General features: G+C 55.8%; 12 protein-coding genes. 9 read left to right on the top strand and 3 right to left on the bottom strand.

What is annotated here, in order from left to right:
• Positions 1-732, top strand: coding sequence for a pyridoxine 5'-phosphate synthase (gene pdxJ, locus ACJ9N4_RS07620; RefSeq protein WP_182272320.1), 732 nt, complete (start codon positions 1-3; stop codon positions 730-732).
• Complete coding sequence (acpS, locus tag ACJ9N4_RS07615; protein WP_182272319.1) at positions 732-1112, top strand: holo-ACP synthase; 381 nt, start codon at positions 732-734, stop codon at positions 1110-1112. The genes pdxJ and acpS overlap by 1 nt, the downstream gene beginning before the upstream one ends.
• Here acpS and ACJ9N4_RS07610 read toward each other — a convergent pair.
• Together ACJ9N4_RS07610 and ACJ9N4_RS07605 are read right to left on the bottom strand one after the other, a co-directional pair.
• Entirely contained in the window at positions 1109-1369 is a 261-nt protein-coding gene (locus ACJ9N4_RS07610; RefSeq protein ID WP_008502177.1) for a YfhL family 4Fe-4S dicluster ferredoxin, read from the bottom strand. The genes acpS and ACJ9N4_RS07610 overlap by 4 nt on opposite strands.
• A gap of 56 nt (positions 1370-1425) precedes the next feature.
• A complete protein-coding gene (locus ACJ9N4_RS07605; protein ID WP_182272318.1) occupies positions 1426-2274 on the bottom strand; it encodes a MurR/RpiR family transcriptional regulator in 849 nt (282 codons plus the stop codon).
• Between the two features lie 117 nt (positions 2275-2391).
• Here ACJ9N4_RS07605 and murQ point away from each other — a divergent pair, with 117 nt between their 5' ends.
• The 3 genes from murQ to tadA all read left to right on the top strand — a co-directional run bounded on the left by murQ (position 2392) and on the right by tadA (position 5263).
• Positions 2392-3285, top strand: coding sequence for an N-acetylmuramic acid 6-phosphate etherase (murQ, locus tag ACJ9N4_RS07600; RefSeq protein WP_182272317.1), 894 nt, complete (start codon positions 2392-2394; stop codon positions 3283-3285).
• A gap of 12 nt (positions 3286-3297) precedes the next feature.
• Complete coding sequence (locus ACJ9N4_RS07595) at positions 3298-4659, top strand: PTS transporter subunit EIIC (RefSeq protein WP_182918793.1); 1362 nt, start codon at positions 3298-3300, stop codon at positions 4657-4659.
• A 64-nt stretch (positions 4660-4723) separates the two neighbouring features.
• Positions 4724-5263: a tRNA adenosine(34) deaminase TadA gene (tadA, locus tag ACJ9N4_RS07590; protein ID WP_182272315.1), complete on the top strand. Its 540-nt coding sequence runs from the start codon at positions 4724-4726 to the stop codon at positions 5261-5263.
• Here the strand turns inward: tadA and mltF are convergent.
• The gene (gene mltF / locus ACJ9N4_RS07585; RefSeq protein ID WP_182272314.1) at positions 5151-6701 is read right to left on the bottom strand and encodes a membrane-bound lytic murein transglycosylase MltF; all 1551 of its coding nucleotides are present in this window, start codon (positions 6699-6701) and stop codon (positions 5151-5153) included. The genes tadA and mltF overlap by 113 nt on opposite strands.
• Before the next feature lie 267 nt (positions 6702-6968).
• Between mltF and purL the strand changes: the two genes are divergently transcribed.
• From purL to glrR, 4 genes are all read left to right on the top strand, one after another.
• Positions 6969-10856: a phosphoribosylformylglycinamidine synthase gene (gene purL / locus ACJ9N4_RS07580; protein ID WP_411500380.1), complete on the top strand. Its 3888-nt coding sequence runs from the start codon at positions 6969-6971 to the stop codon at positions 10854-10856.
• A gap of 530 nt (positions 10857-11386) precedes the next feature.
• A complete protein-coding gene (gene qseE / locus ACJ9N4_RS07575; protein ID WP_182918791.1) occupies positions 11387-12820 on the top strand; it encodes a two component system sensor histidine kinase QseE/GlrK in 1434 nt (477 codons plus the stop codon).
• The gene (gene qseG, locus ACJ9N4_RS07570; protein ID WP_182272311.1) at positions 12817-13569 is read left to right on the top strand and encodes a two-component system QseEF-associated lipoprotein QseG; all 753 of its coding nucleotides are present in this window, start codon (positions 12817-12819) and stop codon (positions 13567-13569) included. The genes qseE and qseG overlap by 4 nt, the downstream gene beginning before the upstream one ends.
• On the top strand, positions 13566-14903 hold the full coding sequence (gene glrR, locus ACJ9N4_RS07565; protein WP_196390357.1) for a two-component system response regulator GlrR: 1338 nt from the start codon (positions 13566-13568) through the stop codon (positions 14901-14903). The genes qseG and glrR overlap by 4 nt, the downstream gene beginning before the upstream one ends.
• The last annotated feature ends 61 nt before the right edge of the window (positions 14904-14964 follow it).

The raw sequence follows: 14964 nt of genomic DNA, 5'->3' as shown, positions 1-14964 counted from the left end.
ATGGCTGAATTACTGTTAGGCGTCAACATTGATCACATCGCTACGCTGCGTAATGCGCGCGGCACGGCTTATCCTGATCCGGTTCAGGCGGCATTTATCGCCGAGCAGGCTGGCGCTGACGGCATTACCGTTCACCTTCGTGAAGATCGCCGCCACATTACCGACCGTGATGTGCGTATCCTGCGTCAGACGCTGGATACCCGCATGAATCTGGAGATGGCCGTTACCGAAGAGATGCTGACGATTGCCTGCGACACCAAACCGCACTTCTGCTGCCTGGTACCGGAAAAACGTCAGGAAGTCACCACCGAAGGCGGCCTGGATGTGGCCGGTCAACGCGACAAAATGCGTGATGCCTGCAAACGTCTGGCGGATGCGGGCATTCTGGTTTCTCTGTTTATTGATGCGGATGTCGAACAGATTAAAGCCGCGGCTGAGGTGGGCGCGCCGTATATCGAAATCCACACGGGTTGCTATGCCGACGCTAAAGACGATGCCACACAACTCAAAGAGCTGGAGCGTATCGCCAAAGCGGCCACCTATGCGGCAAGCCTGGGACTGAAGGTTAATGCCGGTCACGGCCTGACCTACCACAACGTGAAAGCGATTGCTGCACTGCCAGAAATGCACGAACTGAACATTGGTCACGCCATTATTGGCCGGGCGGTGATGAGTGGTCTGAAAGAGGCGGTCTCAGAAATGAAACGCCTGATGCTGGAAGCACGCCAGTAATGGCCATTCTGGGCTTAGGCACGGACATTGTTGAAATAGCCCGTATTGAAGAGGTGATCGCCCGTAGCGGCGATCGCCTGGCCAGACGCGTGCTGAGCGACAATGAATGGGTTATCTGGGAAGCGCATCAACAGCCTGTGCGCTTTCTGGCAAAGCGTTTTGCGGTGAAAGAGGCGGCAGCGAAAGCCTTTGGGACAGGCATTCGCAACGGCCTGGCATTTAACCAGTTTGAAGTGTTCAACGATGAGCTGGGTAAACCGTGTCTGCGTCTGTGGGGCGAGGCGCAAAAACTGGCGGAAAAACTTGGCGTGGCACACATGCATGTGACGCTTGCCGATGAACGCCGCTACGCCTGTGCCACGGTGATTATTGAAAGTTAAAGTTTGTCCGCGTGATGCATCAGGACAAACTTGTCCCACAGTTGTTCTTCGCTTTCGACGTGTGCCGGATCTTTGAGGATAGTATTGGGGATAGGGCACACTTTCTGGCAGGTCGGCGTTTCATAGTGGCCGATGCATTCAGTGCAACGGTCGCTGTTAATCTCATAAATGCTGTCACCCATTGAAATTGCCTGGTTTGGGCATTCGGGTTCGCACATATCGCAATTGATGCATTTTTTGGTGATTAACAGCGCCATCAGGAAATTCTCAGAAACAACACAAACAGGGCGGGCATTATATGCGCATTCCCTGCTCAAACCAATTTTTTTACCAGCTCTTCACTGTGACGGATACGTTTCGGGGCGTGCTCCAGATCTTGCTGAACCAGCGCCATAAACAGCAGATCGGTCAGCATCATTTGCGCGCTGGTGGACGAGATAGCGGCGCTGCGTGTGGCCTGCTCCTCCGCAATGGTATACAGACAGCGCGTTGCCCGCTGTTGTAGTGAATTGGGGGTAAAACCGGTGATTGCCAGAATTTTACCGCCGACACGCAGGGCCTCATCGGTGGCCATGTTGATCTCGCGACGCTCGCCGGAATAGGAAATAGCCAGCAGTAGATCGCCAGGATCCATCGCCTGCACGGTGGCCAGAAGGGCATGCATATCCTGTTCGACAATGGCGTTATAGCCGATTTTTGTCAGCTTCCAGCCAAAATTACGCGCCACTAAGCCGGAGGCACCAATTCCGGTCAAAATGATACGCCGGGCAGTGCGCAGCATCGCTACGCTTTCCAGCAACTTCTCTTCAGTATTCACGTCAAGGGTGGCATGCATGGCCGCCACATTCTCTTTGATGAGCTTTTCGCCCACCAGACGCATCGGGTCATCGCCACGGATCTGATTATGCACCGGCATCGACTGCGGATTAGGGTTATTCACCAGTGCTTCGCTAATCGCCAGCTTCAGTGCCGGGAAGCCTTTAAAGCCAATCTTCTGGGCAAACTTCACCACGCTGGACTGACTTACACCGGCCTCACTCGCCAGCTGTTGCGAGCTGAGATGGCGCGCGTGATCGGGCTGAGAAAGTAAAAAATCCGCCAGCTTTTTGTCGCTTTGAGCAAAGCCCGCATAACGCTGGCGAATGCGAATTAAACAGTTCATAGGTTCTCCTGGCGAAAATGTGATTGTCTGCGCAAATAAGAATTTTGCTCGCCTGAATGAATTTTATATTCCATTATAGTGTGATTATTATGAATTAAAAATTCTCGAGGTACAAAGATGAATCTTGGCTCACTTGTTTCTGAAGCGCGTAACCCGCAAACGCTGGATCTGGATGCACTCTCCACCCTGGAGTTGGTTAACCGTTTCAATCAACAGGATACGCTGGTCGCGCTGGCAGTGAAAGAGACATTGCCGGAGGTCGCGAAGGCAGTCGATGCGGCGGCGGCGGCGCTGAAAGCCGGCGGTCGCATTATTTATATGGGAGCGGGCACCAGCGGGCGTCTTGGGGTACTGGATGCATCCGAATGTCCGCCGACCTTTGGCGTCCCACACGGTCTGGTTGTCGGGCTGATTGCCGGTGGGCCTGGTGCATTACTGAAAGCCGTCGAAGGGGCGGAAGACAGCAAACAGTTGGGCGAGGACGATCTGAAGGCACTGAATCTGACCGCGCAGGATCTGGTTGTCGGGCTGGCAGCATCCGGACGTACACCTTATGTCATTGGGGGGCTGGAATACGCCAGACAGACCGGCTGCACCACGGTGGCTATCTCCTGTAACCCAGGTTCGCCGATTGCGCAGGTTGCTGCCATTGCAATCTCCCCGGTTGTCGGGCCAGAAGCGCTTACCGGCTCCACGCGTCTGAAATCAGGAACGGCACAAAAGCTGGTGCTCAATATGATTTCCACGGGAGCAATGGTGAAGTTCGGTAAGGTCTACCAGAACCTGATGGTGGATATGAAAGCCACCAATATTAAGCTGGTGGACAGAGCCTGCCGTATGGTGGTGGAAGCGACAGGGGCAAGCCGTGAAGAGGCTGAAGCGGTACTCAAACAGACGGACTACGACGTGAAGCCCGCCATTCTGATGATCCTGAGTGGGCTGGATGCTGCTGCTGCGAGAGCGAAGCTCAATGTGCATCATGGATTCTTACGGGCGGCATTAGAAAACTAAAAAGAGGCGTGTATGGAAAAAACAGCAGCGCTCGCCAGCGGGATTTTGCAGGGTATCGGCGGGGAAAAAAATATTCAGCGTCTGGAAAACTGCATGACGCGCGTGCGCGTCGAAGTGCATGATGATGACCAGCTTGATATCGCGCGTCTTAAGCAACTCCCCGGCGTGAGCGGATACGTCAAACAGGGGCAACAGCATCAGCTGATTGTCGGGCCGGGTAAGGCGGCGCAGGTCGTGGATAAGATGCGTACGCTGATGGGCGGGAAGGCGGAGGCGTCGTTTGACGATGCCGAACGCACCAAAACGCAGGTTAAGGCCAAATACAAAGCCCCGATGAGCGATGCGCTGCGACAGCTGGCAAACGTCTTTATTCCGCTGATCCCGGCGTTTATTGCCTCCGGGTTGATCACCGGGATCATCAATATCCTCAAGCGCCCGGATATCGTGGGGGACTTTGCGACCCACTATCCAAATTTACTGGGCATTCTGGGGATCTTCGGCAGCGCCGTGTTTGCCATCATGAACATTCTGGTGGGGGTCAACACCGCGAAGGTGTTTGGCGGCTCGCTGGCAATGGGCGGCGTGATGGCGGGCATTCTTTCCAGCCCACAGCTGGCTCAGATTACGCTCTTTGGTGAGGCGTTACAGCCGGGGCGCGGCGGTGTTATCGCCGTGCTGCTGGTGGTCGCGCTGATGTGCTGGATAGAGAAGCGGCTGCGGAACATTCTGCCGGGTTCTCTGGAGCTGATCCTCAATCCGCTGCTGACCACGCTGGTTACGGGCAGCATTGCTATCATTGCGCTACAGCCACTGGGCGGCTGGATCTCCGAATCCATTGCGCATGGGGCATCCTGGGCTATCGATCGCGGTGGGTTCCTCGTCGGTGCGGTGCTGGCCGGGACTTTCCTGCCGTTGGTGCTGACGGGGCTGCATCAGGGGCTGGTGCCGATCCACGTTGAACTGGTTCAGGCGCATGGTTATAACGCACTGTTCCCGATACTGGCGATGGCCGGGGTCGGGCAGGTGGGGGCTTCGATTGCCGTGCTGATGAAAACCCGTAATACGCGACTGAAAAAAGTGATTAAAGGGGCACTGCCGGTTGGCTTGCTGGGGATTGGTGAACCGCTAATTTTCGGTGTCACGCTGCCGTTAGGCAAACCTTTCCTGGGAGCCTGTCTTGGCGGTGCGGTGGGCGGGGCGCTGATCAGCTACTGGAAGGTGGCGACGGTGATCACCTTTGGGATCTCCGGTTTACCTCTGGCGCTCACGATCGTCACCGGAAAAGTGATGCTCTATCTGGCAGGTTTTCTGGTCGCGGTGATCGCCGGGTTCCTGTTTACCTGGCTGTTAGGATTCAACGATCCCGAAGAGTGAGTTCTACCCGGTCAAAGCAAGATCTCAGCAACTCGAATAGTCTTATCCATAGCGGGTGTGTATAATGCCGCCCGCTTTTAGACTGGAGTATCAACCGTTGTCCAACCCCGAGCTTGATCATGAATACTGGATGCGCCACGCGCTGATGCTGGCTCAACGCGCGTGGGATGAAGGCGAAGTGCCCGTGGGTGCGGTGCTGGTTCATAACAACCAGGTGATTGGGGAAGGGTGGAACCGCCCTATTGGCCGCCATGACCCCACCGCTCACGCTGAAATCATGGCGCTTCGTCAGGGCGGGCTGGTGCTGCAAAACTATCGCCTGCTCGACACCACGCTGTATGTCACCCTTGAACCGTGCGTGATGTGTTCCGGCGCGATGGTACACAGTCGTATCGGTACTCTGGTCTTTGGTGCGCGGGATGAAAAAACCGGCGCGGCCGGTTCGCTGCTGGACGTGCTTGGACACCCGGGGATGAACCACCAGGTGAAGACTATCGGCGGGGTACTTGCACCAGAGTGTTCGGGGCTATTAAGTGATTTCTTTCGAATGCGGCGTCAGCAGAAAAAGCAACAAAAGGCAGAATTGAAGTTGTCGGACGATTAATTTCGTCCGGAGCCACGACCGGATAGCTTTGTGCCAGCTGTTTGGTCTCTACCGCCTCTTTTTCCTTCTCCAGCAGATAACCTACCAGGCTAATCTGATACTTACGAATATTCTCCACATAGGCGTAGGCTTCATGCCCGCGCGCATAACCGTAGGTCAGCTTGTTGTACCACGGCTTCTGGCTCAGCAGCGGCAGACGCTGTTTTACGTCAGACCAGCTATCCGGGTTGCCTTTCGTTTTGGCCGTCAGCGTGCGTGCATCCAGCATATGTGCGTAGCCCATGTTGTAGGCTGCCAGCGCAAACCAGATACGTTCCTCTTCCGGCACCGTGTCCGGGACTTTGGTCATCATATCCTGCAAATAGCGCGCACCGCCGCTGATACTCTGTTCTGCATCGGTACGGTCGCTCAGGCCGAGGCTCTGCGCAGTATTTTTGGTCAGCATCATTAAGCCGCGGACCCCGGTGGGGGAGGTGGCCTGGGTATCCCAGTGCGATTCCTGATAGGAGATGGCTGCCAGCAACCGCCAGTCGATCTCCTGCGCGTACTTTTCGAATAGCGGTTGCAGATCCGGCAGTACGCTATCTACTGCGCGCAGGAAGGTGCGGGTATCGACGTAATCAAAGTCTTCGCCATGCCCAAGATACTTCTCTTCCAGGCGCGCCAGCGTGCCATCCTCATTGATGGAGTTGAAGAAATCGAGCATCGCTGCCGGAACGGTCTGATCGTCATCCCGCTGTGTGAACCAGGTCACTGGCTGTTCGTCAGTGACATCAAGTGCCACGGCGATTTCAGGATGAACGCGCTGGAAAAGGCTAATCGCTACAGAATCGGCAATGGTGTAGTCCAGCTTCTTGTCTTTCACCTGCTCAAGCAGTTCAGTCGTGCCAAGTTTAGGGTCAACCGTCCAGCTGAGTGCCGGGTATTTCTTCTCTTTAAGCCCACGTAAATCGTCAATCACCACATGTCCGGGAGCGATGATTAATTGCTGATCGTTAATGGCGGCCAGCGTTCGCGGACGCTGATTGCCGACGCGGTAAACCAGCTGCTGTGAAACGGAGTAGTAGGTTGGGCCTGGCTGATAGTTCTTGCTGCGCTCGCTGTTGTACACCAGCCCGGCGGCAAGGATATCGGCATCGTCGTTATCCAGGTCATCAAACAGCTGGCTGATGTTCTGGCGTACGGTAATTTTGAGCTTCACACCCAGGTAGCTGGCGAACTGCTGAGCCAGTTCATAATCCAGACCGATCGTTTTGCCGTTGATGTCGCCGTAAATCAGCGGTGAGCTCAGGGTACTGACGCGCAACTCCCCCCGCGCCTTAATCGCAGCGATACGGTTTTCGGCTTTGCCGAACCAGGGGATAGAAGGCCAGAGGGCCACTGCCAGCAGCAAGGTAACAATGCCGATGAGCAGATAATTAATCTTTAATTTTTTCAATTAGTTAATTCTCTGCGACGCCGGTTGCCTCAGTATGCTGTAGCCATGTTAAGAATAAGGTTTGTCATTGAATGAGCGGCATTTTGCGCAAAGTTACGCCACTTGGCAACAAATTAGAGAGACAGGTCACATCTATCGTTAAACGTAAACGTTGATTTTATTTCGACGCAAACGGTTTCGTCTGCGCTCAGGATTCTCTATAATGACGCCCGTTTTCCCCCCTTGCGCACACTGTAAGCGCCCCGGCGCTTCGAAGACGAGAGACTTATGATGGAAATTCTGCGTGGTTCGCCTGCACTGTCTGCCTTCCGTATTAACAAATTGCTGGCACGTTTTCAGGCAGCCGACCTTCCGGTAAGCAATATTTACGCTGAGTATGTCCATTTTGCTGACCTGAATGCACCCCTGAATGCAGAGGAGCGCGTACAGCTGGAACGCCTGCTCAAGTATGGCCCAAGTCTGAGCAGCCATACGCCAACCGGCAAACTTATCCTTGCGACGCCTCGTCCTGGTACCATCTCCCCCTGGTCTTCCAAAGCCACCGACATCGCCCACAACTGCGGTCTGAGCCAGATTAACCGTCTGGAACGCGGTGTGGCGTACTATGTGGAAGCCTCTACCCTGAGCGAAGAGCAGTGGCAGGCCGTTGCCGCTGAGCTGCACGATCGCATGATGGAGAGCGTGTTTACCTCTCTGAACGACGCGCAGAAGCTCTTCTCCCATCACCAGCCTGCGCCAGTACAGAGCGTGGATTTGCTGGGGCAGGGCCGTCAGGCGCTGATTGACGCCAACCTGCGTCTCGGTCTGGCGCTGGCAGAAGACGAAATTGACTACCTGCAGGATGCGTTTGTTAAGCTGAACCGCAACCCGAACGACATCGAACTCTATATGTTTGCGCAGGCCAATTCTGAGCACTGCCGCCACAAGATTTTCAACGCCGACTGGATTATCGACGGTGAACAGCAGCCGAAGTCGCTGTTCAAAATGATTAAAAACACCTTCGAACAAACCCCTGACCACGTGCTGTCTGCCTATAAAGACAACGCAGCGGTGATGGAAGGTTCCGAAGTAGGCCGCTTCTTCGCCGATCGCGAAGCCGGGCGCTATGACTTCCATCAGGAGCCTGCGCATATCCTGATGAAAGTCGAAACTCACAACCACCCGACGGCGATCTCTCCGTGGCCAGGTGCCGCGACCGGTTCCGGCGGTGAAATCCGTGATGAAGGCGCAACCGGGCGTGGCGCTAAACCGAAAGCGGGTCTGGTCGGTTTCTCTGTTTCCAACCTGCGTATCCCGGGCTTCGAACAGCCGTGGGAAGAAGATTTCGGCAAGCCGGAACGTATTGTTACCGCGCTGGATATCATGACCGAAGGCCCGCTGGGTGGCGCTGCGTTCAACAACGAATTTGGTCGTCCGGCACTGAACGGTTATTTCCGTACCTATGAAGAGAAAGTGGAGAGCCACAACGGCGAAGAGCTGCGCGGTTACCACAAACCGATCATGCTGGCGGGCGGGATCGGCAACATTCGTGCCGATCACGTGCAGAAAGGCGAGATTGTCGTCGGTGCGAAGCTTATCGTACTCGGTGGCCCGGCGATGAACATCGGTCTGGGCGGCGGGGCGGCTTCGTCTATGGCCTCCGGCCAGTCTGATGCAGACCTCGACTTTGCTTCCGTACAGCGCGACAACCCGGAAATGGAACGTCGTTGCCAGGAAGTGATCGACCGTTGCTGGCAGCTGGGCGATGCCAACCCCATCCTCTTTATTCACGACGTGGGCGCGGGTGGTTTATCTAACGCCATGCCAGAGCTGGTGAGCGATGGTGGTCGCGGTGGTCGTTTCAACCTGCGCGACATTCTGAGCGATGAGCCGGGCATGAGCCCGCTGGAAATCTGGTGTAACGAATCTCAGGAACGCTACGTGCTGGCGGTTGCCGCCGACCAGTTGCCGCTGTTTGACGAGCTGTGCCGCCGCGAGCGCGCTCCGTATGCCGTTATCGGTGAAGCCACCGAAGAGCAGCACCTCTCCTTAAGCGATACCCACTTCGACAACCAGCCGATCGATCTGCCGCTGGACGTCCTGCTGGGTAAAACGCCGAAGATGACCCGCGACGTGCAGACCCGTAAAGCGGCGGGTAAAGCACTGGATCGCCAGGGCATCACCGTTGCTGAAGCGGTCAATCGCGTACTGCACCTGCCAGCCGTGGCAGAGAAAACCTTCCTCGTGACCATCGGCGACCGTACCGTGACCGGTATGGTGTCGCGCGACCAGATGGTCGGCCCGTGGCAGATCCCGGTGGCGAACTGCGCCGTGACCACCGCGAGCCTCGACAGCTACTACGGTGAAGCAATGTCGCTGGGTGAACGTACCCCGGTGGCGCTGCTGGACTTCGCTGCTTCTGCCCGTCTGGCTGTCGGTGAAGCGCTGACCAACATCGCCGCGACGCAGATTGGTGATATCAAACGCATCAAACTGTCTGCAAACTGGATGGCCGCAGCGGGTCACCCTGGCGAAGATGCCGGCCTGTATGAAGCGGTAAAAGCGGTTGGTGAGGAGCTGTGCCCTGCACTTGGCCTGACCATTCCGGTGGGTAAAGATTCCATGTCGATGAAAACCCGCTGGCAGGAAGGTAATGAGCAGCGCGAGATGACCTCTCCGCTGTCGCTGGTGATCACCGCGTTTGCGCGTGTGGAAGACGTGCGTCATACCATCACCCCACAACTGGTGACCGAAGACAACGCCCTGCTGCTGATTGATCTTGGTAAAGGCAATAACGCCCTGGGGGCGACTGCACTGGCACAGGTTTATCGCCAGCTGGGTGATAAGCCCGCTGACGTGCGTGACGTGGCGCAGTTAAAAGGCTTCTACGACGCCATTCAGGCGCTGGTGGCACAACGTAAACTGCTGGCCTACCACGACCGCTCCGATGGTGGTCTGCTGGTGACCCTGGCTGAGATGGCCTTCACCGGCCACTGTGGCGTTGAGGCGAACATTGCTTCTCTGGGTGACGATCGTCTGGCGGCGCTGTTTAATGAAGAACTGGGCGCAGTCATTCAGGTGCGTGCGGTAGATCGCAATGCGGTTGAAGCTATTCTGGCTCAGCATGGCCTGGCAGACTGCGTACACTATCTGGGTAAAGCCGTAGAGGGCGACCGCTTCGTGATTGAAGCAGACGGCCACGCGGTATTCAGCGAAAGCCGCACTACGCTGCGTATGTGGTGGGCAGAAACCACCTGGCAGATGCAGCGTCTGCGCGACAACCCGGAGTGTGCCGATCAGGAACATGACGCGAAGGCCAACGACAACGATCCGGGCCTGAACGTGAAACTCTCCTTTGATATCAACGAAGATATCGCCGCACCGTACATTGCGACTGGCGCGCGTCCGAAAGTGGCCGTGCTGCGCGAGCAGGGTGTCAACTCCCACGTTGAGATGGCGGCTGCCTTCCACCGTGCGGGCTTTGATGCCATTGACGTTCACATGAGTGACCTGCTGGCAGGGCGTACCGGTCTGGAAGATTTCCAGGCGCTGGTCGCGTGCGGCGGCTTCTCTTACGGTGACGTGCTGGGTGCGGGTGAAGGCTGGGCGAAGTCCATCCTGTTCAACAGCCGCGTGCGTGACGAGTTCGAAACCTTCTTCCACCGTCCGCAGACGCTGGCTCTGGGCGTGTGTAACGGCTGCCAGATGATGTCTAACCTGCGTGAGCTGATCCCGGGCAGTGAAGCCTGGCCGCGCTTTGTACGTAACCAGTCTGACCGCTTTGAAGCGCGTTTCAGCCTGGTCGAAGTGACGCAAAGCCCGTCTCTGCTGCTGCAGGGTATGGTCGGTTCACAGATGCCAATTGCCGTTTCTCACGGTGAAGGTCAGGTTGAAGTGCGTGATGCAGCACATCTGGCTCAGCTTGAAAGCAAAGGCCTGGTGGCGCTGCGCTTTGTCGATAACTTCGGCAAGGTCACGCAAACTTATCCGGCTAACCCGAACGGCTCGGTAAACGGTATCACCGCGGTGACCAGTGAAAGTGGCCGTGCAACCATTATGATGCCGCACCCGGAACGCGTGTTCCGTACCGTGAGCAACTCCTGGCACCCGGAAAACTGGGGCGAGGACAGCCCGTGGATGCGTATCTTCCGCAATGCGCGTAAGCAGTTGGGTTAAGTTTTAAAACGAGTGCCCTCACAGGCCCGGTAGGCGTAGCGCCACCGGGCTTTTTTTTGTCGCAATACTGCGACAACCCGATAATACAACCGTCTCCAAAAGGCGACACTTAACTTGTTGATTTATATGTATCTGATAATGTTCCCGTTAAGGTGTTGCTAATTAACGACACTTAGCTCGAAAATCATTCACGGATTAATGAATTTAAAGAATCACTTAAATCCATTATTATCAATGAGATAAGTTATTTGTTTGCATTCTGGCACGGCTGTTGCATAATAACAGCCAGTGGCTCATTCACCCTCTTATGTCAGCCCCTTCGGGACGCGCTACATAAACTTAGAATGACGCACAAAAAGGTGCCTGCCGTCCAACTACTGATTATAGCGATGCTTTATCAGGCCAGGGCGAAACGTCGAGTTAGGCACCGCCTCATTTCATAACAAAGCCGGGTTTTTACCCGGCTTTGTTGTATCTGAAGGGCAGACTCAGTTACGCTCTCCTCACCCCCATATTAAGAGAGTAATGCGTTGAAACGCTGGCCTGTTTTCCCTCGCTCCCTGCGACAGCTTGTCATGATGGCATTCTTGCTGATCCTGTTGCCCCTGCTGATACTGGCATGGCAGGCATGGCAAAGTCTGAATGCGCTAAGTGCCCAGGCGGCATTGACTAACCGCACGACGTTGATTGACGCCCGGCGCAGTGAAGCCATGACCAATGCAGCGCTGGAGATGGAGCGCAGCTACCGGCAGTATTGCGTGCTGGACGATCGCACCCTGGAAAAGGTCTATCAGAACCAGCGTAAACGCTACAGTGACATGCTGGATGCCCACGCCGGTGTGTTGCCGGACGATAAGCTGTATCAGGCGTTGCGTCAGGATCTAAACAGCCTTGCTCAACTACAGTGTAAAAACAGCGGGCCAGATACCGATGCCGCTGCGCGTCTTGAAGCGTTTGCTGCGGCCAATACCGAGATGGTGCAGGCCACGCGCACGGTGGTGTACTCGCGCGGGCAGCAACTGCAACAGGAGATTGCCGAGCGCGGTCAGTTCTTTGGCTGGCAGGCGCTGGTGCTGTTCCTGGTCAGTCTGGGGCTGGTTTTGCTGTTTACCCGCATGATCATCGGCCCGGTGAAAGGTATCCAGCGGATGATTAACCGTCTGGGGGAGGGGAAATCCCTCGGGGACACGGTGGCCTTTAAAGGTCCGCGTGAGTTACGCTCCGTCGGTCAGCGAATTATCTGGCTTTCTGAGCGTCTGGCATGGCTGGAGTCGCAGCGTCACCAGTTCTTGCGTCATCTTTCTCATGAGCTCAAAACACCACTCGCCAGTATGCGCGAAGGGACGGAACTGCTGGCGGACGAAGTGGCGGGGCCGCTAACCTCTGAGCAAAAAGAGATTGTCGAGATCCTGGATGCCAGTAGCCGTAATCTGCAAAAGCTGATTGAACAACTGCTGGACTACAACCGTAAGCTGGCTGATGGGGTGGTGGTGCTGGAAAAAGTCGAGATTGAGCCACTGGTGGACATGGTGATCTCCGCCCACAGCCTGCCAGCAAGAGCTAAAATGATGCATACGGAGGTGGATCTCAATGAGTCTGCCTGCCTGGCTGAACCCATGCTGTTGATGAGCGTTCTGGATAATCTTTATTCCAATGCGGTGCACTATGGTACTGAATCCGGTACCATTTACATCCGAAGTTATACCAGGGGTTCCCGGGTGTTTATCGATGTAGCGAATACGGGTACCCCCATTCCGGATGACGAAAAAACGATGATCTTCGAGCCCTTTTTCCAGGGGAGTCATCAGCGAAAAGGTGCGGTAAAAGGAAGTGGTCTGGGGCTCAGCATTGCCCGCGACTGCATACAACGCATGCAGGGTGAGCTTAAGATCGTCAGTGACGATCGTTCGGATGTGTGTTTTCGTATTGAACTGCCTCTTGAGCCGGAAAAAACAATGAAATGAGTCTATATCTGGTGAGTATGTCACACGTCTTTTCCCGCGCAGTGCGCGCGGTATTTTCCAGCAAAACAATGCGTCTGAGCGTCTCCTGTTTGCTTCTTGCGGGATGCGTTTCCCATGCACCTAAAAGTGCTATCAGCGATAAACAAAACGATAAATGGCCGGAGAATCAGCTGGCGGATTTCCTGACCACCCGGTGTGACGATCTCTGGAATTTGTCCGGGCATGAGGTTGACTCGAACCCGCTGTACTGGTTACGCGGGATAGATTGTTCCCAGCGCCTTGCTCCAGCCGCTGCCCGCGCTCAGGCAGCGCTGTGGGGCAATGAAACCTGGCAGGAAAATTTCAAACGCGCGATTTTACTGGCTGATGCCAAAATCACGCCTGTCGAACGCCGCGCCAATACCGCACGTCTGGATGCCGTCAGCGCAAATATTCCCGCGCAGGTTCGCCCGGTTTACCAGCTGTGGCGTGACGGGCAGGCATTACAACTGCAGCTCTCTGAGGAGCGTTCTCGCTATAGCAAACTGCAGCAATCGTCTGATGCCGAACTCGATACACTCCGCCAGCAACAGCAATTTTTACGTACACAGCTGGATACCACGACGCGCAAGCTTGAAAATCTGACCGATATCGAAAGACAACTTTCGACGCGTAAACCTGCGGGCAACTACCTGCCTGACGGGTCGAAAGGCAATTCTGCCACGACACCGGACAACGATACGCAGAAACAAGAGGATGTGAAGCCATGACAAGCCGTAAACCTGCCCATCTGTTGCTGGTGGATGACGACCCGGGGCTGTTAAAGCTGTTGGGGATGCGCCTGGTCAGTGAAGGCTACAGCGTGGTGACAGCGGAAAGCGGGCAGGAGGGGCTGAAAGTGCTTGGCCGCGAGAAAGTTGATCTGGTGATAAGCGACCTGCGGATGGACGAAATGGACGGCATGCAGCTGTTCGCGGAGATCCAGAAGCAGCAGCCAGGCATGCCGGTGATTATCCTGACTGCGCACGGGTCGATCCCGGATGCCGTTGCCGCGACACAGCAGGGCGTGTTCAGCTTCCTGACCAAGCCGGTGGATAAAGACGCGCTCTATAAAGCTATCGACAGTGCGCTTGAACACACGGCTCCATCGAATGATGAAGCATGGCGGGAGTCGATTGTCACGCGTAGCCCCATTATGCTGCGTCTGCTTGAGCAGGCGCGGATGGTGGCGCAATCTGACGTCAGCGTGCTGATTAACGGCCAGAGCGGAACCGGGAAAGAGATCCTGGCACAGGCTATCCACAACGCCAGCCCGCGCAGTAAAAATGCCTTTATCGCCATTAACTGTGGCGCGTTGCCGGAGCAACTGCTTGAGTCTGAACTGTTTGGTCATGCCCGTGGAGCCTTCACCGGCGCGGTGAGCAGCCGGGAAGGGCTGTTCCAGGCGGCTGAAGGCGGTACGCTGTTCCTCGACGAAATTGGCGATATGCCAGCGCCGTTGCAGGTCAAACTGCTGCGGGTGTTGCAGGAGCGAAAAGTTCGTCCGCTTGGCAGCAATCGCGATATCGATATTAACGTGCGTATTATTTCCGCCACGCACCGCGATTTACCGAAAGTGATGGCGCGCAATGAGTTCCGTGAAGATCTCTACTACCGCCTGAACGTAGTGAACCTGAAAATTCCCGCCCTGGCCGAGCGTGCGGAAGATATCCCGCTGCTGGCGAACCATCTGCTGCGCCAGTCTGCCGATCGTCACAAACCTTTTGTGCGCGCGTTTTCCACTGATGCGATGAAACGGCTGATGACCGCAAGCTGGCCGGGCAACGTGCGCCAGCTGGTGAACGTTATTGAGCAGTGCGTGGCGCTGACGTCATCGCCGGTCATCAGCGATGCGCTGGTAGAGCAGGCGCTGGAGGGGGAAAACACGGCGCTGCCAACCTTTGCGGAAGCGCGCAACCAGTTTGAGCTTAACTATCTGCGCAAACTGCTGCAGATCACCAAAGGCAACGTGACCCACGCGGCGCGTATGGCCGGGCGCAACCGCACCGAGTTCTACAAGCTGCTGTCCCGCCATGAGCTGGAAGCAAACGATTTTAAAGAGTAATGCCGTATGGTACTGTGGGCAATCGATTACGAGGCAGCTTACAGGCAAGAGTTTAAGGACC

This window comes from Enterobacter sp. LM3 (assembly GCF_046622475.1).
Lineage (GTDB): Bacteria > Pseudomonadota > Gammaproteobacteria > Enterobacterales > Enterobacteriaceae > Enterobacter > Enterobacter cloacae_P.
The sequence above is the reverse complement of the archived record's forward strand: the minus strand, read 5'-3'. Positions and strand labels throughout refer to the sequence as shown.